General features: G+C 48.5%; 19 protein-coding genes. 2 read left to right on the top strand and 17 right to left on the bottom strand.

Annotated elements, in window-relative coordinates:
* Positions 1–278: 278 nt before the first annotated feature.
* From WFJ73_RS01020 to WFJ73_RS00960, 13 genes are all read right to left on the bottom strand, one after another.
* Positions 279–1622, bottom strand: coding sequence for an LLM class flavin-dependent oxidoreductase (locus WFJ73_RS01020; protein WP_336771106.1), 1344 nt, complete (start codon positions 1620–1622; stop codon positions 279–281).
* 39 nt (positions 1623–1661) lie between these two features.
* Complete coding sequence (locus WFJ73_RS01015) at positions 1662–2681, bottom strand: ABC transporter substrate-binding protein (protein ID WP_336771105.1); 1020 nt, start codon at positions 2679–2681, stop codon at positions 1662–1664.
* Positions 2682–2707: 26 nt separating this feature from the next.
* Positions 2708–4054: an LLM class flavin-dependent oxidoreductase gene (locus WFJ73_RS01010; protein WP_336771104.1), complete on the bottom strand. Its 1347-nt coding sequence runs from the start codon at positions 4052–4054 to the stop codon at positions 2708–2710.
* A gap of 64 nt (positions 4055–4118) precedes the next feature.
* A complete protein-coding gene (locus WFJ73_RS01005; RefSeq protein ID WP_336771103.1) occupies positions 4119–4937 on the bottom strand; it encodes an ABC transporter permease in 819 nt (272 codons plus the stop codon).
* 26 nt (positions 4938–4963) lie between these two features.
* Complete coding sequence (locus WFJ73_RS01000) at positions 4964–5773, bottom strand: ABC transporter ATP-binding protein (RefSeq protein ID WP_336771101.1); 810 nt, start codon at positions 5771–5773, stop codon at positions 4964–4966.
* Between the two features lie 313 nt (positions 5774–6086).
* A complete protein-coding gene (locus tag WFJ73_RS00995; protein ID WP_336771099.1) occupies positions 6087–7085 on the bottom strand; it encodes a type I glyceraldehyde-3-phosphate dehydrogenase in 999 nt (332 codons plus the stop codon).
* A 56-nt stretch (positions 7086–7141) separates the two neighbouring features.
* Positions 7142–8098, bottom strand: coding sequence for an alpha/beta hydrolase (locus WFJ73_RS00990; RefSeq protein ID WP_336771098.1), 957 nt, complete (start codon positions 8096–8098; stop codon positions 7142–7144).
* Between the two features lie 263 nt (positions 8099–8361).
* Positions 8362–8607, bottom strand: coding sequence for a DoxX family protein (locus tag WFJ73_RS00985; protein ID WP_336771097.1), 246 nt, complete (start codon positions 8605–8607; stop codon positions 8362–8364).
* A gap of 144 nt (positions 8608–8751) precedes the next feature.
* Positions 8752–8928, bottom strand: coding sequence for a YjfB family protein (locus WFJ73_RS00980; RefSeq protein ID WP_336772105.1), 177 nt, complete (start codon positions 8926–8928; stop codon positions 8752–8754).
* 60 nt (positions 8929–8988) lie between these two features.
* Entirely contained in the window at positions 8989–10101 is a 1113-nt protein-coding gene (locus tag WFJ73_RS00975) for a GerAB/ArcD/ProY family transporter (RefSeq protein ID WP_336771096.1), read from the bottom strand.
* A 37-nt stretch (positions 10102–10138) separates the two neighbouring features.
* On the bottom strand, positions 10139–11227 hold the full coding sequence (locus WFJ73_RS00970) for a Ger(x)C family spore germination protein (RefSeq protein WP_336772104.1): 1089 nt from the start codon (positions 11225–11227) through the stop codon (positions 10139–10141).
* Between the two features lie 18 nt (positions 11228–11245).
* The gene (locus WFJ73_RS00965) at positions 11246–12739 is read right to left on the bottom strand and encodes a spore germination protein (protein WP_336771095.1); all 1494 of its coding nucleotides are present in this window, start codon (positions 12737–12739) and stop codon (positions 11246–11248) included.
* Positions 12740–12893: 154 nt separating this feature from the next.
* A complete protein-coding gene (locus WFJ73_RS00960; protein WP_336771093.1) occupies positions 12894–13793 on the bottom strand; it encodes a LysR family transcriptional regulator in 900 nt (299 codons plus the stop codon).
* A 152-nt stretch (positions 13794–13945) separates the two neighbouring features.
* Between WFJ73_RS00960 and gdhA the strand changes: the two genes are divergently transcribed.
* Positions 13946–15325: an NADP-specific glutamate dehydrogenase gene (gene gdhA, locus WFJ73_RS00955; RefSeq protein WP_127496079.1), complete on the top strand. Its 1380-nt coding sequence runs from the start codon at positions 13946–13948 to the stop codon at positions 15323–15325.
* Between the two features lie 75 nt (positions 15326–15400).
* Here the strand turns inward: gdhA and WFJ73_RS00950 are convergent, their stop codons facing one another.
* Genes WFJ73_RS00950 through WFJ73_RS00935 form a run of 4 tightly spaced genes read right to left on the bottom strand, consistent with a single transcriptional unit; the run spans position 15401 to position 17834 of the window.
* On the bottom strand, positions 15401–16411 hold the full coding sequence (locus WFJ73_RS00950; RefSeq protein WP_336771092.1) for a fatty acid desaturase: 1011 nt from the start codon (positions 16409–16411) through the stop codon (positions 15401–15403).
* Between the two features lie 46 nt (positions 16412–16457).
* Positions 16458–17096 carry a hypothetical protein gene (locus WFJ73_RS00945; RefSeq protein ID WP_336771090.1) on the bottom strand — a complete coding sequence of 213 codons (639 nt, stop codon included), beginning with the start codon at positions 17094–17096 and terminating at the stop codon, positions 16458–16460.
* 13 nt (positions 17097–17109) lie between these two features.
* The gene (locus tag WFJ73_RS00940) at positions 17110–17508 is read right to left on the bottom strand and encodes a permease prefix domain 1-containing protein (protein WP_127496082.1); all 399 of its coding nucleotides are present in this window, start codon (positions 17506–17508) and stop codon (positions 17110–17112) included.
* Positions 17505–17834 (bottom strand): PadR family transcriptional regulator, encoded by a 330-nt coding sequence (locus WFJ73_RS00935; RefSeq protein ID WP_127496115.1) that lies wholly within the window; start codon positions 17832–17834, stop codon positions 17505–17507. The genes WFJ73_RS00940 and WFJ73_RS00935 overlap by 4 nt, the downstream gene beginning before the upstream one ends.
* Positions 17835–18039: 205 nt before the next feature.
* On the opposite strand from WFJ73_RS00935, the gene WFJ73_RS00930 reads away from it, so the two are divergent.
* A complete protein-coding gene (locus WFJ73_RS00930) occupies positions 18040–18732 on the top strand; it encodes a response regulator transcription factor (RefSeq protein WP_336771089.1) in 693 nt (230 codons plus the stop codon).
* Positions 18733–18761 lie beyond the last annotated feature (29 nt).

Raw genomic sequence — 18761 nt, 5'->3', positions numbered from 1 at the left:
ATACGGCGATGCCGGGCTTTTCGCGGACCCTTAGAGTCCCCTAGGGACCTTAAGGGCTTTCTTTTGGCACGTGTGAGGTGGGGTTAAGGCCCCTTAGGGACCTTAACCTCGTGATTTCGGCCTTATATACGGTGATGCCGGGCTTTTAGCAGACCCTTAAAGTCCCTAAGGGGCCTTAAGGGCTTTTTTCTTACCCGGGCGAGGCAGGTTAAGGTCCCTTAGGGACCTTAACCTCGGACTGTAGAGCCTTTCTCGACAGCTTGAACGCCGAACGCCGCTTAGTGGCTAACCGCCGCTTTATCCTTCTCTGCCCTCGTCCCGGGAAGCGGCAGACCCAGATTCCCGCGCAGCGTGCTGCTCTCGTATTCGGTACGGAACAGTCCACGCCGCTGCAGCTCGGGAACGACAAGCTCGATAATATCTTCGAATCCTCCCGGGAAATGCGGCGACATAATATTGAAGCCGTCCGCTCCCTCATTCAGAAACCATTCCTCCAGCTGATCGGCAATTTGCGAAGGCGTTCCGACGATTTCGCGGTGTCCGCGAGCGCCGGCAATCCGTTCGTACACGGCGCGGATCGAAGTTAAATTCTCGCGCCTTGCAATATCCCGGATAATATTGTACCGGATGCGCGGATTGGTCTTGTCTTCAATCGAGCTGATATCCGGGAGCGGCTCATCCACATCGTAACCGGACAAATCGATATTGGTGAATGCCGATAGATAAGCCAGACCAACCTCCGGCAAAATGTAGCTGTTCAGCTCCTTCTGCTTCGCTAGCGCTTCCTCTTCGGTCTTGGCGACTGTAATAAAGACGCCCGGCATAATTTTCAGCTCATCCTTTTCCCGTCCGTATTTGGCCAACCGCCCTTTTACGTCCCGGTAAAAGGCCTGCGCCTCCTCCAGCGTCTGCCAGGCCGTAAATATAACCTCAGCCGTCTTGGCCGCCAGCTCCTTGCCGGACTCGGATGAGCCGGCTTGCACGATAACCGGGTTGCCATGAGGGCTGGCTGGATTATCGAGCGTACCCGTTACTTTGAACCATTTTCCGTCATGGTCGACAGGATGCACTTTATCTACATCCAGGAATCGTCCCTGCTCCTTGTCGATAACAAGCGCGTCGGCGTCGATGGATTGCCACAGCTTCTGGACAAGCCCAACAAATTCCTCGGCCCGCTCATACCGGCTTGCATGCTCCAGATGCTTATCCTTGCCAAACAGGAAGGATTCCTTGTCATTGGCGGAGGTTACGACATTCCAGGCTGCGCGGCCGCCAGACAAGTGGTTGATCGAACCAAACTTGCGAGCGACATGGAAGGGCTCGTTATAAGTGGTCGTTAAGGTCGCGGCTAACCCGATTTTCTCCGTAACGGCTGCAAGCGCCGAGATTAGAATAACCGGATCCAGCTTAAGCGCGGAGCTGGATTGCTCATTCAGATTGGAGCCAAAGCCGTCCGCGAAAAAGATCATATCGAACTTGGCGTGTTCCGCCGTCTTGGCGATCTCCGTCAAATAGGCCAGATCAAAAGTACGTTCTGCTCCGGAATCCGGATGTCTCCAGCTCGCCACATGATGTCCGGGCAGCATGATAAAAGCACCAAGCTTCATTTGTCTTGCCGTCATCTTAACCACTCCATCTCTTCTTTAAATTTAAGGCTTTCCTTATTTCTTCGCGTAGGAATTAAACTCGTTGGTGTACAAATCTTCCGCTTTAACCTGGCCCTTCTTCAAATCGCCGTTTGCTACGAGCCAATCAATCCAGACCTGGTATTCACCCGGCTTTATAACGCCTCCGGCCTCCGCAATCCCGGTGCTCTTCCAAAACTTAAGATTTTCTGTAGGCTCGTTGGGGTCGCGCTTCTTGATAATGGCCTCGAACCGCTGAATGACCTCTTCCCGCGGAGTCGTGCGTGCCCATTCGATCGCCTTGGCCACGCCTTCAACAAACTGCCTCACCGTGTCCGGGTTATTCTTGATATAATCCTCCCGGAAGAAATAATCGCCTGCCGTAAACTCCGTCTTATAGACGTCCGTATCCTTAAAGAGCTCGACAATGCCCCCTTTGTCCAGGGCACGGTCTCTTGCGATACCGCTCATGAGCACAACGTCAATCTGCTTGCTGCGCAGAATTTGCTCGGCATTGGCGGACGGAATCGTCACAAGCGTCACTTGTTGGATCTCCTTCTCCGTTAAGCCGCCTTTCCTTAAATAATCCTTCGTTACAAATTCCAAATGGGCTCCCAGCGTATTCACGCCAACTTTTTTGCCGATAAAATCCTTTGGCGACTTAATTGGGCTGTCTGCCAGCACATATGCGCCGATGTAGGTGTTCTTATCGCTGCCGTATGAGCCGATAACGGATTTGATCTTTACGTTTTGCGAGATGGACTTGATAATCGCCCCGTTAAAAGCCGAACCAAAATCGATCTGTTTCGTTGCCGTTAATTGAATGCTTTCCGGTCCGCCCGTCGTGCTCCCGATCGATTCCAGCTCCAAATCGCCCAGATACCCCAAATCCTTCGCCAGCTCCGGAAACGATACGCTTCCCGGCGCCGAATTGTATTGAAGCACCTTGTCTTCTTCCCCCGACTTGGCTTTGCTCTCGGAGCAGCCTGCTAGCAGCACGCTAACTAAGCCCATCGTTAACAGAAATGCATGAACATGAGTAAACCGTTTCTTCATATGACCCTCTCCCGACCTCTTCATATTTATTGAAGCGATTGCTGCGGCTGCATGCGATATGGATTAACAGGAATGGATAAACCCAGATTCCCCCGCAGCGTATGGCTTTCGTATTCCGTCCGGAACAATCCGCGGCGCTGCAGCTCCGGAATAACAAGCTCCACAATATCGTTTAAGCCTTCGGGGAACGTAGGCGGCATGATATTAAAGCCGTCGGCTCCTCCATTTAGAAACCAATCTTCTAACTGATCCGCGATCTGGGCCGGCGTGCCTACAATTTCCCGGTGTCCCCGTGCTCCTGCGATAAATTCGTACACCTCGCGCAGCGTGCTTAAGCCTTCCCGCTCCGCAAGAGCGCGTATGATATTCGTCCGGGTCTGCGGGTTCGTCTTGTCCTCGTTCTCCCCGCTTGCCGGAAGCGGCGCATCCACATCGTAACCGCTCAAATCGACGCCGATAAAATTCGATAGGTACTCCAGTCCAACCTCTGGCGAAATATAGCTGTTTAACTCCTTGCGCTTCGCAATCGCTTCGGCTTCCGTGTGAGCAACCGTGATAAACACGCCCGGCATAATTTTCAGGTCATCAGGCTGGCGCCCGTATTTGGCAAGGCGCCCTTTCACGTCCCGGTAAAAGGCCTGCGCTTCCTCCAGCGTCTGCCAGGCGGTAAATATCACCTCGGCCGTCTTCGCGGCCAGCTCTTTCCCCGCTTCCGAAGATCCCGCCTGCACAATGACGGGATAACCTTGCGGCGTCGACGGAGCATCGAGCAGACCCTGCACTTTAAACCATTCTCCTTGATGATCAACGGGGTGCACCTTGTCAACGTCCAGGAACCGGCCATTCTCCTTGTCGATAAAAAGCGCTTCCTCTTCGATGGAGAACCAGAGCTTCTTCGTCAGCTCGACGAACTCTTCCGCCCTCTCATAGCGCCGCGCATGCTCGAGATGCTTTTCCTTGCCGAACAGCTGCGCTTCCTTCTCATTGCCTGAGGTCACTACATTCCAGCCCGCACGCCCTCCGGATAAATGGTCGATAGCCGCGAACTTGCGCGCTACCTGGAACGGCTCGTTATAAGTGGTCGTAAGAGTCGCCGTCAGACCGATATTCCGGGTGACTGCCGCAAGCGCCGAGATAATAATAAGCGGATCAAGCTTAACGGTTGAGGTGGCGAAATTGCCTAGACGCTTGAGACCAAGGATATCCGCGAAGAAGATCATATCGAATTTGCCCCGCTCCGCCGTCTGCGCCAGCTCTTTTAAGTACTCCAGATGCAAGGTCCGGCGAGGATCGGTCGACGGATAACGCCAGCTGGCCACATGATGTCCCGGCAGGTTAAAGAAGGCTCCAAGCTTCATTTGTTTTTGGGTCATACTCTTCACTCCTAGTATTCCTATATTTTTAATCAACTTTAATGTAAAAAAATATCCGCTTCGTTTATACTTGCTGCTTCCATTTGGACAATTTACGTTCCAGCACGCTTAGTCCCTGGTTAATCAGCAAGCCAAGCAAAGCGATCGTGAGGATTCCTGCGAACATTTCGGGGATTTGAAAGTTATATTGGGAATACGTGATGAGGTAGCCAAGTCCTTCCTTGGCGCCTACCATCTCAGCGGCGATAAGGACGAGAATCGCTCCGGTTCCCGCCATCCGGATTCCGGTAAAGATCGTTGGCACCGAGGCCGGCAGTATAACTTTGAGGAAAAGCTTATAGGACGGGAGGTTCATGGACCGGGCCGATTTGATCAGCAGCGGATCAACGTTGCCAACGGCCGCGATCGTGTTCAGAAGGATCGGCCAAGTGCAGGCGAACAATACAATGGCGATTTTGGATGTCTCTCCGATGCCGAGGATAAGCATAAACACGGGAAGCAAAGCGAGCGCGGCTGTGTTGCGGAACAGTTCCATAACCGGATTAAGCAGCTCCCTGGCTAGAGGATACCAGCCAATCGCAAGCCCTAACGGAATGGCGATAACAAGCGCCAAGGCAAATCCGCTTAACGAACGAATCATACTCGCCGCAAAATGATGGAACAGCTCGCCGGACAATATCAAATTCCATAACGCCTGAACGACATCGGAGAACGGGGGCAGGAAAGCCGGATCCGCGAAGCCCGCGAGGGGAGCAAACTGCCACACCAGAGCCAATAAGATCAGGACGATAGACTGTTTGAACAGCTTGCGGACATTTAGCGAAATGCCCAGTTTAATCTTTCTGCTCTGCAAGGGTCTAGGAACCGCTTTTACATTTTCCATTTCGATACGCTCCTTTCGTCAATCCGTTATATATACGCGCCTTGGTACTCCAGCTCATGCAATAAGCTCCATACCTCATGCCGCGCCTTTACAAACTCCGGATTGGAGCGGATATCCGCATCATCCAGCCGGTGCTTCAAGGGAATATCGACGATCTTCTTCACCGTACCCGGACCGGGAGTCAGAACAACAACGCGTTCTCCCAGGTATACCGCTTCGTCAATGCCATGCGTGATGAAAATAATCGTTTTTTTCGTTTTCTGCCAGATCCGAAGCAGCTCGCTTTGCAAGGTTTCCCGGGTCTGCGCATCAAGCGCCGCAAACGGTTCATCCATTAACAGAACATCCGGGTTAAAAGCAAGGCTTCTGGCAATCGCTACGCGCTGCTTCATGCCTCCGGACAATTCATGGGGATACCGGTTAGCGAAGGCGCTTAGACCAACTAACGCCAGAAAATGCTCCGCCAACTCTCTCCGCTCATGCTTCGGGATGCCTTTTGCCTCCAGTCCGAACTCGATATTCCCTCTTGCCGTCTTCCAAGGAAATAAAGCATATTGCTGAAAAACAATGCCTCTGTCGAGGCCTGGACCGGTAATTTCCTTCCCATCCATGTAAATACGCCCGCTAGTTGGAAGAGATAAACCGCTAATGAGGTCAAGCAGGGTTGATTTTCCGCAGCCGCTTGGTCCTACTAAGGTAATAAACTCGCCTTCCTTGACGGTAAAACTCAAATCCTTAACCGCCGTAAATTGCTGCGTCGCCCCTTTTTGTTTCGGATCTCGCACAATAAAGCTTTTTGCCACATTCTCGAATCGAAGCTTTTCTAATTCCGGCATCTCTCTCACCCTTTCTCTTTTATCCCTGGGAAAACAAAAAAACGCAGCCGACCACAGCAAGTGTTGGTCTTCTGCGCTTCCAGTTGCCCGGTCAGCGGTTCTTTTGTTTGGATGGTTCATCCAATAGGTGCCATTTAATACCAAGTAAAACCATGAGATTAATATAGCATAAACCTTTTGGTTGTCAATATAGGACATTTAGGCCAATTTTAAGACCCCAAGCAACGATTGCGCGACCTCATCCACAATGTTCGAAAATCGCAAAAACCCGCCTTCTCCTTGGAGAAAGCGGGGTTGACGTTCGTATTCGCAATTATTGCCGACCTAAAAATGCCGCTACTTCAGCGAGGCGCGATGCATAGCCCCACTCGTTATCATACCAGGCAGCAACGGATAAAAGTCCGCCTTGTACATGGGTCAGCGGCAAATCGATAATCGAAGAATGGGAATCGCCTACGATACGCGAGGAAGCCCACTCCCCTTCCAGCACATCAAGAACTCCGTTAAGCGGGCCTTCCTGCGCGGCTTGACGGAACATATCGTTAATTTCCTGCGCGGTACAAGGCTTCTCCGTAACCAGATTGAGCTCCGCGATACTTCCGGTACGCGTCGGAATCCGGTAAGCTTTACCCGTAATTTGCAGATCCGGCCAAATAAACTTAAGCGCCTTTGCCGCACCCGAAGAGGATGGGATAATATTCTCCGCGGCTGCCCAGGAATCCCTGCGGTCTCTCATCGGCTGATCCGTCAGCGATTGGGTATTCGTATAGGAATGCACCGTCGAGAATAAGCCGTATTGAATGCCGAAGTTTTCCCGGACGAGCTTAACAACGGGGGCAAGCGCGTTGGTTGTGCAGCTCGCCATGCTGATGATTTTGTGCTTCTCCGGATCAAAGCTGTCGAGATTGATGCCTTTCAGCAATACCGCATCGCAATCGTCAAGAGTTTTGCTTGGTCCGCTGACGAGAACGCGCTTCGCGCCGCGCTCCAGATGAAGCTCCGCTACCTGTCTCGTCACCGCCCGTCCCGTGCAGTCAATGACCAGCCCAACGCCAAGCTCGCTCCAGTTCGGAATTTCCTGCGACGAGTTCAAATAAAGAATCGAACGGTCGCCGATTTTGATCGTTCCCTCCGTGCCAGCCACAGGCTCCGGCCAACGCTTGTAGTTCGTATCGACTTCAAAAAGGGCAGCAAGCGTCGCTTCGTCTTTAATATCCGAGATAGATACCGGTACAAACAGCTGATCCTGCAAAGCTACGCGAAGAAGCTGTCTGCCAATCCGTCCAAATCCAAAAATAGCAATATTGTTCATGTTCCGCTCCTGCCTGCGCATCGTTGGCGCAATATAATTTTCACCGTTTAAAAAGGCTATTCCTTCAGCCAAGCGTTCGCCAGCAGCATCGCGCCGCGGGCGGCAGACGTGTCTGCCAGAGCGTTAAGCATAACAAAATCGTGAATCGTTCCCTGGAAACGCGCCTGCGTGACCCGCACGCCAGCCTCGCGAAGCTTATTGGCGTAAGCCTCGCCTTCATCGCGAAGAACGTCCGCTTCGCCCGTAATGATTAGAGCCTGCGGCAAGCCTTTAAGCTGCTCGGTTGTCGCGCGCAGCGGCGAGGCATAGATTTCCTCCCGTTCCTCGCGGTTCGTCGTATATTGATCCCAGAACCAGGCCATAGCGTCCCGGCGAAGGAAGTAACCCGTCGCGAATTCCTTGTAGGATTCGGTATCATTCCCTGCATCCGTAACCGGATAGAAAAGCAGCTGTTTATGAATCTGAGGTCCTTTGCGTTCTTTTGCCATAAGCGTTATGGCCGCCGTCATGTTGCCGCCAACGCTGTCCCCGGCCACGTAAAGCCGGCTTGTATCCAGGCCATGCTCTTCGCCGTTCTCCGCCATCCATTGCAGGGCAGCATAAATTTCTTCGATAGCCGTCGGGTATTTCGCCTCCGGCGACAAGCTGTAATTCGGGAAAACAACGGCAGCCTCCGCCCCAACCGCCAGCTCGCGGATAAGACGGTCATGCGTATGGGCGTTGCCAAACACCCAGCCGGCACCATGGATATAGAGAATAGCCGGGAGCTTCTTTGTTGCATCGGGAGCGCGGATAATGCGGATCGATACCTGCCCGCTTGGCCCGCCCTCAATCGTCAGATCGGTGATGTCGACAGACGGCTTCGCAATATCCCCGGCCTGAACGTTATCTACCGTTTCGCGGCCCTTTTCCGGACCAAGATCGAACAAATACGGCGGATTTGCCGTATCCTGCGCAAATTTCAAAGCCTCCGGCTCCAGCACGATTTTGTTGCTTGCGGTTTTTTCTGTCATCTCTACCTCTCCTCACATGATTGGATTGCCTCCGATACGGACTTCCTCTATTAATCACCGTTATGCCGGGAATTGAATCCGGCGACGTTCTCATATAGGGAAAGGACTATCAATCCATAGTTTAGGATAAGATGTCGTCAGAATATAGTGATAATTATACTATTTTATGGTTAGGGTGAGTCCTATGAATTGTTAAATTTATATAAATAAAAACCGGTACGACTGAAATAGACAACGTACCGGTTTGGTTTATTTGCTGAAACTCAGCCAAACGGATGAGCCAGATCCCCCGCAAACAGAAGGATCACCGCGGCTGCTATGACGAGATTCAGGACAGCCGGGAACATTTTCCCGAATGGGTGCTTTACTCTCAGATGCGACAGAACCGCAAGTAACATCGTAATCCCAATCCATACTCCCGCCCAGCCCGCCATGCCGGGATACCAGTAACCAATAAGGAGTCCAACGCCCCAAGCAGCTGGACAAGTCCCGTAATCACGCGGAACCACTGCGGGAGCTTGATCGAATCAAACAGCTCCGCATAATACAACACCTTTTGGTGTCCTGTAAAGCCTTACTTTTAGTAAATCCGTGGAAAATTAAAAAAGGCCGCCTTCACGTCTAATCGACGCTTAAGGCTGCCACTTGTCTTCTTACGCTTTCAAATCAATATTGCCGCCCAGGTGCGGCTGCACGCTTTGCTCCATCATTTGAATCAGCTGCTGCGATTGATCTGTCGAATGGTCCTTCGCCATTTTGAGGACGCTGATTCCAACATCGTTCATAAGCTTGCTTTGAGATAAAGCAACGGACATAGCCGGGATATCCATCATTACCCTCCATTTCAAATTTGACTTCACCTTTTGTATCGGAACATGAGCTATCCTACGTTAGCTTGTGCGCCGAAGATGTCTTACCCACCTTTGCCGGATCAGAACGCCTATTAACACAAACGGGATGTAGACGTATATAAAATACACGCCAACCTCGGAATAGATTTCCGAGAGCTTTTCAACGGTTCTGTGGTCCCTAATGACTTCGCATAGTACCGTAAATGCGATGAGAATCAATACCAAAATTATTCGCGGCCTTATGCGAAAAGCAATCTTCGCTCCACGGCATGCAGCCCATACATAGATGGAAACGCCAACTATTATCTTAATAAACCACATTGAAATGAACATATATTCAAGTCTTTGAAGCAGCGGCACTTCAAAGATCCCAATCATATTTAATGTCGGCCATATAGAATGACGCAGCTGTTCTTCCGTGAAAAACATAAAGGCCACAACCAATATCATCAAATACAATAACGTAATCATAACGAGGGTGAAATGCGCCCATTTTTGTGACTTTTCCGGTGTTTTAATAAACGGATAAAACAAAAGGAGTATCTCGAATCCCAAATACTCAAATGCCATATCCTTTGAAGAGAGAAGAAGCTCCGGTATTGAATGATTCAATAGTGGCAGCAGGTTTAACGGATGCAAAAATGGAATGGTAAGTGTAACCTGCGGAACAATAGAAACGAATGAAATAATCGTCGCCCAAACCGTCATTCCTGTTACGGAACGGACTCCGCCAGAGACAGCATAGTAAACAAGCAGCAGAATGACAATGCTGACGGGTAGAAAGTTCATACTGGGGAATAACCAGACTTGAACCAATTCAATATATCCCTTAAATTTCACAAATGCCCCGAAAACAAAATACAGAACGATGGCAGCATTAAAGAGGTTGCCCAAAATACGGCCAAACAGCTTCTTATTGATGACAGCTATATCATGAGAATCCTCAGCCGATGATAATAATTTATAAATCATCCATAAGAGAAAATGAATGCTAATCCCCGTGAAAATAACAGAGATCCATGCATTGTAACCGGCATGCTCAATTAATCTTCTTTGGTAAGTAAGCACACCAATCCCCACCATGCTGGAATAAAGAGGAAAGATGATTAAATAGGGAGATATCTTGTATTTGTCGCTGATTTCATCGTTCAATCTATGTCACCTTCCCGGAATGCATTGCTTTGCAGCGCTAGCCGCCTGCGCCCGTACGGATGATACGAGCTTTTACGCTTACTGCCGTTGTTAATGCTTTATATTGCTCCTGAAACTCTTGAGGCTTCCACTCCTTCGACCTGCTTCTTATCAGGTCCCCCAGGCCCAGAGGATCTACGTCATTTCTTTTGCATAACGAAATAAGGTCTCGAATCTCATTCTGGCAATATGCCTCTATGCTTTTCTCAAGTAATGCCAATTGATCCTCTGAAGAAAGATCAATCCATTGAGGGACATCCTTTACTTGAGCGTTAAGCTCCACACGAATGTCAATGGAAGCCGGAGGGCCGGTATGAATCACTTTATATTTTGTTTTAGAATGGATACTGTTCATCAGGAAATACTCATCACGTGTTTGATTCGGTCCTTTTACCGGAACCATAATACTCCCGTTTAATGAATTTTCCAGCAACAGCTTCATCAAAAAGGAATCCTTTATACCAATTTTGGTTTTGAATTTATCGCCTTTAAACAGGGCGATCCCATCGAGCTTGATCTCGTTTCGTTCGATAGTGAAATGAGGAAGAAAGAAATCCCGGCCGATGCCATAATAATTAAAAAACGTCAAGTGAAGATTCATCCTGGGCAAATTTCCATACTTGATATTTTGTTCGATCATATCGGACAAAAAATAGGGATCATGCCTATTCTCTTTTACGTTCAGCAACTCTAGGGCATCTCTATCCGCGACGCCCAGATGCATTCTAGAAGATATTCTGGGGTCGCGGATCAAGCTTTCGATTGCTGTATTGATCCCTTTGCGTGCAAAGCTGTCTCCGAATAGCGCCATCCTAAGCTGCCCGAATTTAACCGGGTAGTCAAGCTTCATGTTAAGCTTTGGCACGCTGTCATATACGGATTTGGACTCCGTCACATAAAATTCCAGCTTCGATTTTCCTTGTTCTTCGTAATTGGCTATAACAGCACTACTGGTTACCCCGGTATCGACGGCATCGTACCCTATGGTTTGAACAAATTTAATGTTATTGACAATGTTCGTATCGCCGCATGCTGTAAGCAGCGCGCTAAGAATAATAATCAGGAAAGCCTTGCTTCTCAACTCCATCATTCCCGCTTTCTTAAGTCATTCTCTATCGAGATTATTCTGTTTTTTCACCTTGTTCGGCTTGTACCTGACCGTCGACTCCGTTCTTAAGTAGCTTGGTCTCTTGTTACTAAATTGATAGGACGGGCGTATAAAGCTGTCTTTCAAATCCCGGATTCTTAAAGGGTTAATCGGTACAATATACGGAACGCCAAGCGAGGTCAGACGGGTTAAGTGGACAAGCAGAAAACCAATCCCGATTAACATTCCCAGAGCTCCCCATATCGAAGACGCAAGAATCATGGGGAACCGCAAAAAGCGGATTGCGTTCGACATCTTATAGATCGGCGTGGCGAACGAAGCGAGCGCCGAGAAGGCGACGATAATAACCAGAATATTGCTTGTTAAACCGGCCAAAACCGTAGCTTGACCAATGACGATACCGCCAACGATACCTAAAGTCTGACCGATCTTTGTCGGAAGCCTGGCGCCGGCCTCCCGGAGAAACTCGATTGTAATCTCCAGGAACAACACTTCAAGCAGCGGCGGAAACGGGACATTTCTCCTGGAGTATATAAGCGGTTCCAGCAAATCCCTTGGGATTACCTCATAATGAAAAGTGGTGATCGCGATATACATGGAGGTTGCAAACAACGAAAAAATGACGCCAAAAATACGGATCAATCGGAAGAAAGACCCCAGTATCCAAGGCAGATAATAATCTTCGGGGGAATTAAAAAAATCAAATAAGGTGGAAGGACCTGTAATGAAATAAGGCGATCCGTCGCTAATAACCGCCACTTGACCCGTAATGAGCGCGTAGACGACGCGGTCTCTCCGTTCCGTGGACAGGAATAAAGGGAATGGCGTTATCGAATTGTCCGAGATAAACTGGTCCAGCTGGGAGGTATCGAAAATAACATCATAGTCGATGGCCTCCAGCCTTTGTTCAATGGTTTGCACGTATTCCTTATTCGTTATCCCCTCGATATAAACGATGGCGACTCTTGTTTTGGACGTTGTTCCAACCAGGATTTCTTTCACAACCAGGTTAGGAATGTTAACCTGAGATCGCAATAATCCGATATTCGTATCCAGACTTTCCACGAATCCTACCTTTGGTCCAACAACGCTGAATTCATTTTCGGTATCGTTGTTTTGGCGTACTCCTTCAACCGTTGCGATAGAGATAATCGCATATTTACTGTCGTCTTGGGTGAACGAAGCTATAACGCAGCCTTTTAACAGCTTGGCTTGAATGTCTTCTACCCGGTCTGATATTTCCACGTCCTCAATCGGAATCCAGTTTTTAATATCCTCAAGACGCTCAAGCTCCGAGTCCAGAGCGCGGTTCTGCAAAGAATGAATGACATTCGTCTGAAGGGACTTCGCGTCAATCAATGTACTGAAATAGCAGATATTCAGCTGTTGGCCGCCCGCGAAAACATGAATCGATTTATAATCGCTCGATTGGCTTATGATCTTCTTTAACTGGACCACATCCCGACAATCGGTTATCAAATCATCAGTCATTTCCTATCCTCTAATCTCCATTTATGGTAATGGTATTCTTACCATAACAGCCATCGTTCATTCTCAAATAATGATCCTAATAAATTAAGAAAAACACAAAAACTCCTTGGTTATCAAGGAGTTTTTCAATACCTTTTTATTATTTCGGCCGATGTTACAGCTTGTAGTCCGGCGTATAAAACTCGGTAAGAAAGCGGTAAAACAATTGCTCCGTCGGAAGCAGCTTGCGCTGGGTCGGACAGATGACCCCTATGCTTCGCGTAACCGTGGGATCTGCCAGCGGAATTTTCACTGTCGATTGCGGAATGTTTTCCACCAAGGTAACGTCAGGCATAAGGGCAATCCCGAGGCCCGCCGATACCAGTCCTTTCAACGCATCGATGTCATCCCCTTCGAACGCGATATGGGGCGTGAAGCCTATTTCTTGGCAGGCATTCAGTACAATTTTACGGAAAATTGTCCCTTCCGGGAGCGTGACGAAGGACTCATCTTTCATCTCCGACAGCTTTATGCTGGACCGCTTGGCAAGCGGATGATGGATGGGCAGCAGCGCTACAATCCGTTCCGTAAATAAAAGCTTTTGCTGAATATGTTTATCCTCTTCCGGCAGCGGGGCAATCATAGCCAAATTAAATTCGCCGTTGACAACACCGTCAATCAAATCGGCGTAAAGGGCTTGTCTCATCTGAAACTTGGCTTCCGGATACTTTTTGCGAAAGGCGTAAATCGCCTTTGGCAGGACATGCGCGGCCAAGCTGATCGGGAACGCGATTCGAACGACTCCTTTTTCCGGATCCAAATATTCCTTTACTTCCCGCTCGGCCTCGTTCATCATATGAAGCATTTGTTCCACGCGTTGCAGCAGAATCTTCCCTATCGGCGTCAGCTTAACTCTCCGTCCATTCCGAATAAATAAATCGACCCCTAATTCGCTTTCCAATTGAGCCAGCTGCCTGCTGACCGAGGATTGTGCGACATGCAGGACATTGGCGGCTTCAGTCACATGCTCTCTCTTCGCAACTTCCATAAAATATCGCATTTGTCTAACTTCCACTAAACTCACCCTATCCTTCATGCGCAAAACGCATCAACTTTATCCTATCTGAATATTGTTGCGATTAAATATTTAATATTAATATTAAACTACTAAATTAAAAAAGAGAAATGAATAAGTTTTCCTACAAACCTTGAGGGAGTGTTACCGCGATGAGTATCGTAAAAGAAGTTGAACAAGCGAACACAGAAGCTGCCCACAGTTATATTGATGATCTGTTTGAAACCGTGCAAAAACGCAATCCGGGCGAAGTTGAATTCCACCAGGCTGTGAAGGAAGTATTCTTGTCCCTGATTCCCGTACTCGCTCAGCAGCCGAAATATATCGAGCATGCCGTCCTCGACCGCCTGGTTGAGCCGGACCGTATTATTTCTTTCCGCGTCCCTTGGACGGATGACAAAGGCAAAGTACAAGTTAACCGCGGTTTCCGCGTTCAATTCAGCAATGCCATCGGTCCTTACAAAGGCGGCCTGCGCTTCCATCCATCCGTAAACGCCAGCATTATCAAGTTCCTCGGGTTTGAGCAAATCTTCAAAAACTCGTTGACCGGTCAAGCGATCGGCGGCGGTAAAGGCGGCTCCGACTTCGATCCTAAAGGCAAATCGGATCTGGAAATCATGCGCTTCTGCCAAAGCTTCATGATGGAGCTCAGCAAGCATATCGGCCCGGATACAGACGTACCGGCAGGCGATATCGGTGTTGGCGCTAGAGAGATCGGCTACATGTTCGGCCAATACAAAAAATTGGTCGGCGCTTACGAAGCCGGCGTTCTGACAGGTAAAGGGATCGGTTACGGCGGCAGCCTTGGCCGTAAAGAAGCAACGGGCTACGGAGCCGTATACTTCGTTGAAGAAATGATGAAGAGCGTAGGCCTCGGCTTCAACGGAAGCACGGTAGTTGTTTCCGGCTCGGGCAACGTATCCATCTATGCCATCGAAAAAGCGATTCAGCTCGGCGCGAAAGTTGTAGCCTGCAGCGATTCCAGCGGTTATATCTATCACGAAGCCGGCATTAACCTCGATACTCTTAAACGCCTGAAAGAAGTCGAAAACCGCAGATGTAAAGATTATGTTCTTGAGCATCCGGACGCAATCTACGTTGAAGGCTGCTCCGGCATCTGGTCGATTGCCTGCGATATCGCACTTCCATGCGCAACGCAGAACGAGATTGACAAGGCTTCGGCTGAGCTGCTTGTCAATAATGGCGTAAAAGCGGTTGGCGAAGGTGCCAACATGCCTTCCACGCTGGAAGCTATCGATGTCTTCCTGGACAACAAAGTACTGTTCGCTCCTGCGAAAGCGGCAAATGCAGGCGGCGTGTCCGTATCGGCTCTGGAAATGGCGCAAAATAGCGCAAGACTGTCCTGGACGCTTGAGGAAGTAGATACCAAGCTCCAACAAATCATGCACAACATTTATTCCGCGAGCATGAAAGCATCCGAAACATACGGCGTTCCTGGCAACCTTGTTATCGGCGCTAACATCGCCGGCTTTGTAAAAGTTGCCGACGCGATGATCGCTCAAGGCGTGTAGGATTTAGCAGATCAAGAATAATAACAACAAAAAACCTCTTCTCCTTGTGGGAAGAGGTTTTATTATTCATTCGAGCTATTGTTTGACGACTTGTTTCATTAGACGAATCTCCTTGAATCCCACAAATCTCTTGTTGGCCTCATCCCATAGGCGAAAACGTATCGCTTGCAGGCTGGAGGCTATCGTTATCGTAGTCACCTTATGCAAGGCAGGCGTCTTCTCATGCGCTTTTTCCAAGTAATAATTCGGTACTCTTGGACTGAGGTGATGGACATGATGAAAACCGATATTCCCTGTCAGCCATTGAAGCAGCTTGGGCAGCTTGTAATAAGAGCTTCCGTCTACCGCTGCCTTCACATAGTCCCAATCCTCTTCCTTTTCGAAGTAGCTATCTTCGAATTGGTGCTGGACATAAAACAACCAGATCCCGGCTGCTCCGGAGAGATAGAAGATCGGAATTTGAACCAGCAGGAAGGCTTGCCATCCAATCGTATAGCACAGCAGCGCGGCTAATCCCGCAAGACCCAGATTCGTCAAATACGTATTGAGTCGTTCTTTTGTTTTGGCATTTTTCCGGTTGAACCTGTTCTCGATGAGCATCGTGTAGAAAGGCCCAAGAACAAACATTACGAAAGGGTTCCTGTACAGTCTGTACCCCAAACGCTTCCAGAAGGAAGAAGTTAAATACTCCTCTACCGTTAGAATCCACACATCCCCGGTTCCCCGTTTATTTAAATTGCTGCTAGTAGCATGATGAATCGAGTGCGCATGCTTCCACTGATGATAAGGATGAAAGGTAAGAATGCCCGTAATCGTCCCTACGATTTCGTTCAGCCTCTTGCTTTTGAACAGCGACTGATGACAACAATCGTGAAAAAGGATAAAGATCCGAATGACGAAACCGGCTGCGACAACGGAAAGAGCAAGCGTAAGCCAATAGGATATATCAAGCGCCCAATAGGCCAAATACCAAAGCAGCACAAACGGCAAAATGGTATTCAAGATCTGTAGAATGCTGGTCCTGGCATGCGATTTTTCATAAGGAGCCATGTCCTTTTTTAGTTGACGTACAGTTGGAGTAGGCATAGTTGTTCCCCTCTGTCCCCATGGACTTCGTTTATTTGTTGGTACATCAACGCTTTATTCTTTTGTCCCCAAAGTAGTACATGCTAAGCGGCCACCATAAAATGGCGAAGATAGGATAAATCGCCCAGATAGTATCCGGCGAAGAAACCAGGTTAACCGTAATAAAGAAGGCAATCATCAGCGCGCTGGCGGAGATGGAAAACGGGTAGTACTGCTTCTTCCGGACATAATACAAAGCGAGCGGCCACCAGATTACGGCAAAGGTAGGATAAATCGCCCAAGGATATTCAGGTGACATTACAGCATTCAGGATCGCATAATAAATCGTCAAGCTTATGCCCGAGATTATGGCGAATGTTAACGTCTTTGCTTTGGATCCGCTATATATCGTTACCGGCCACCAGACGAATGGAAACATGGCGTAAACGAACCACGGAAACTCGGGAGATTCCATGTAATTGAGCGTAAGCAGAAAGACGATGACAAGCAGACTTCCGAGCACGGAGTACAGCCTGTAATAGCCCTTTCTAACAGAAGCCAGACTTAGCGGCCAGAACAATAATACAAAGGCCGGGTAAATAAACCAAATTTCACTTGGAGATGTTAAAAAATTGACGATCATAAAAAACAAGATACTCATCAAGCTGCCAACTGCGGCAAATCCAACTTGCTGCCTATCTATCATTAGGTCGACCTCCTCACCTTAAGCGCAACCAATTAAACACCATGGACAACGGCCACCAAAGAACGGCAAATGTCGGGTAAACGAACCAAATTACATCCGGTGTATAGTAGAAATTCACGAATACAACAAGCGCGATAATCAGAAGGCTGCCCCAGATCGAGAAGCCAAGATTTAATTTGGCATTGTTCCTTCTAGTAGGAAGCTTGTGTCCAAGCTGCTGCTTAATCTCCTCGATGTCTCCGAACTCGACAATCGCTTTATTGATGGCATCCTCTTCTTCCTTCCCCTGCTCCATCAGATCGAATACCTTCTCCTGGAGATTGGCCACAATTTCCTGTTTGATCACTTTCTTCTTCTCGCTCTCCGGAATTCCCTTAAACAATTCGTCTACATGCTGCTTTATCGATTTCAATTCAATCCCTCCATGAACACGTCGATAATTCCCTTGATTTCTTCCCATTCTTTAACCATTTCCCGTAAGTAAGCCTTGCCAAGCGTTGTTATTCGGTAATATTTCCTCTGTCCCCCATGAGAAACATCACCGTAATAAGACTCGATAAGGTCTTTGTTCTCCAGTCTTTGAAATACCGCATACAAGGTCGCTTCTTTAATCTGGAATCTGTCCTTCGTTCGCAGGCTGATCTCTTTAGAAATTTCATATCCGTACCGATCCTTCTCGAGGATCAGGCGTAGGATTATGGGATCCAAATGCCCGCGAATAATGTCGCTCCTAATGATACTGAGCCCTCCTTGGCCTAACTATTCTGTCTGATAGAGTAATACTAACCGAAATTACTCTATGTGTCAAAGTAATTAAGGATTATTAAACTTGGACTATCTATGCTGACCGAGAAATTAAGAAGTTCTTCATAAATTTGAACACCGGATATTAAGATTTTCCAATTATAATGAGTGAAAAGATATTATAGAGGGGGTGAATGCGATGGAGCAACGCGTGGTTCTGGTGGTTGATGATGATAAAGAAATACGCGATGCCATTGAAATTTATTTGAAGCAGGAGGGCATTGCCGTGTTAAAGGCGAAGGACGGATTGGAAGCATTGGAGATGCTGGATTCCAATTCGGTGCATCTTATCATCCTGGATATTATGATGCCGCGACTCGACGGTATAACGGCAACTTATAAAATTCGTGAGCAGCGCAATCTTCCGATTCTTATCTTAAGCGCCAAAAGCGAGGACAGCGACAAGATACTGGGACTCCATGTAGGGGCGGACGATTATATGACCAAACCTTTTAACCCCATGGAGCTTGTTGCTCGGGTGAAATCCCAGCTTAGGAGATATGTCACCTTCGGCTCCTATGAAGGGGCAAAAAAGATCATTAATCTGCGTGGTCTCGTGCTCGACCAGGAGGCTAAGGAAGTGTCGGTGAACGGCGAAGCCGTAAAGCTGACACCCATCGAGTTCAAAATCGTGGAGCTGCTCATGACAAATGTAGGACGAGTCCTCTCGATCCATGACATTTATGAACGAGTCTGGAAGGAGCCGGGCTATAACGCCGAAAATACGGTGGCCGTCCATATCAGGAAAATCCGTGAAAAAATAGAAATTGACCCAAAAAACCCAAGATATCTGAAAGTGGTGTGGGGTATTGGATACAAAATGGAAAAATAGGACACATGTTGTCCTCTGTGCACTCTTGC

This window comes from Paenibacillus sp. MMO-58, assembly GCF_037146255.1.
Classification (GTDB): Bacteria; Bacillota; Bacilli; order Paenibacillales; family Paenibacillaceae; genus Pristimantibacillus.
Note: the sequence above shows the minus strand (reverse complement) of the source record. Positions and strands in the feature narration are given on the sequence as shown.

Excerpts from the sequence above, each read along its gene's own strand:
- WFJ73_RS01020 (WP_336771106.1), bottom strand. The coding sequence starts at position 1,622 with ATGACGGCAAGACAAATGAAGCTTGGTGCTTTTATCATGCTGCCCGGA.
- WFJ73_RS01015 (WP_336771105.1), bottom strand. The coding sequence starts at position 2,681 with ATGAAGAAACGGTTTACTCATGTTCATGCATTTCTGTTAACGATGGGC.
- WFJ73_RS01010 (WP_336771104.1), bottom strand. The coding sequence starts at position 4,054 with ATGACCCAAAAACAAATGAAGCTTGGAGCCTTCTTTAACCTGCCGGGA.
- WFJ73_RS01005 (WP_336771103.1), bottom strand. The coding sequence starts at position 4,937 with ATGGAAAATGTAAAAGCGGTTCCTAGACCCTTGCAGAGCAGAAAGATT.
- WFJ73_RS01000 (WP_336771101.1), bottom strand. The coding sequence starts at position 5,773 with ATGCCGGAATTAGAAAAGCTTCGATTCGAGAATGTGGCAAAAAGCTTT.
- WFJ73_RS00995 (WP_336771099.1), bottom strand. The coding sequence starts at position 7,085 with ATGAACAATATTGCTATTTTTGGATTTGGACGGATTGGCAGACAGCTT.
- WFJ73_RS00990 (WP_336771098.1), bottom strand. The coding sequence starts at position 8,098 with ATGACAGAAAAAACCGCAAGCAACAAAATCGTGCTGGAGCCGGAGGCT.
- WFJ73_RS00980 (WP_336772105.1), bottom strand. The coding sequence starts at position 8,928 with ATGGATATCCCGGCTATGTCCGTTGCTTTATCTCAAAGCAAGCTTATG.
- WFJ73_RS00970 (WP_336772104.1), bottom strand. The coding sequence starts at position 11,227 with ATGGAGTTGAGAAGCAAGGCTTTCCTGATTATTATTCTTAGCGCGCTG.
- WFJ73_RS00965 (WP_336771095.1), bottom strand. The coding sequence starts at position 12,739 with ATGACTGATGATTTGATAACCGATTGTCGGGATGTGGTCCAGTTAAAG.
- gdhA (WP_127496079.1), top strand. The coding sequence starts at position 13,946 with ATGAGTATCGTAAAAGAAGTTGAACAAGCGAACACAGAAGCTGCCCAC.
- WFJ73_RS00950 (WP_336771092.1), bottom strand. The coding sequence starts at position 16,411 with ATGCCTACTCCAACTGTACGTCAACTAAAAAAGGACATGGCTCCTTAT.
- WFJ73_RS00945 (WP_336771090.1), bottom strand. The coding sequence starts at position 17,096 with ATGATAGATAGGCAGCAAGTTGGATTTGCCGCAGTTGGCAGCTTGATG.
- WFJ73_RS00930 (WP_336771089.1), top strand. The coding sequence starts at position 18,040 with ATGGAGCAACGCGTGGTTCTGGTGGTTGATGATGATAAAGAAATACGC.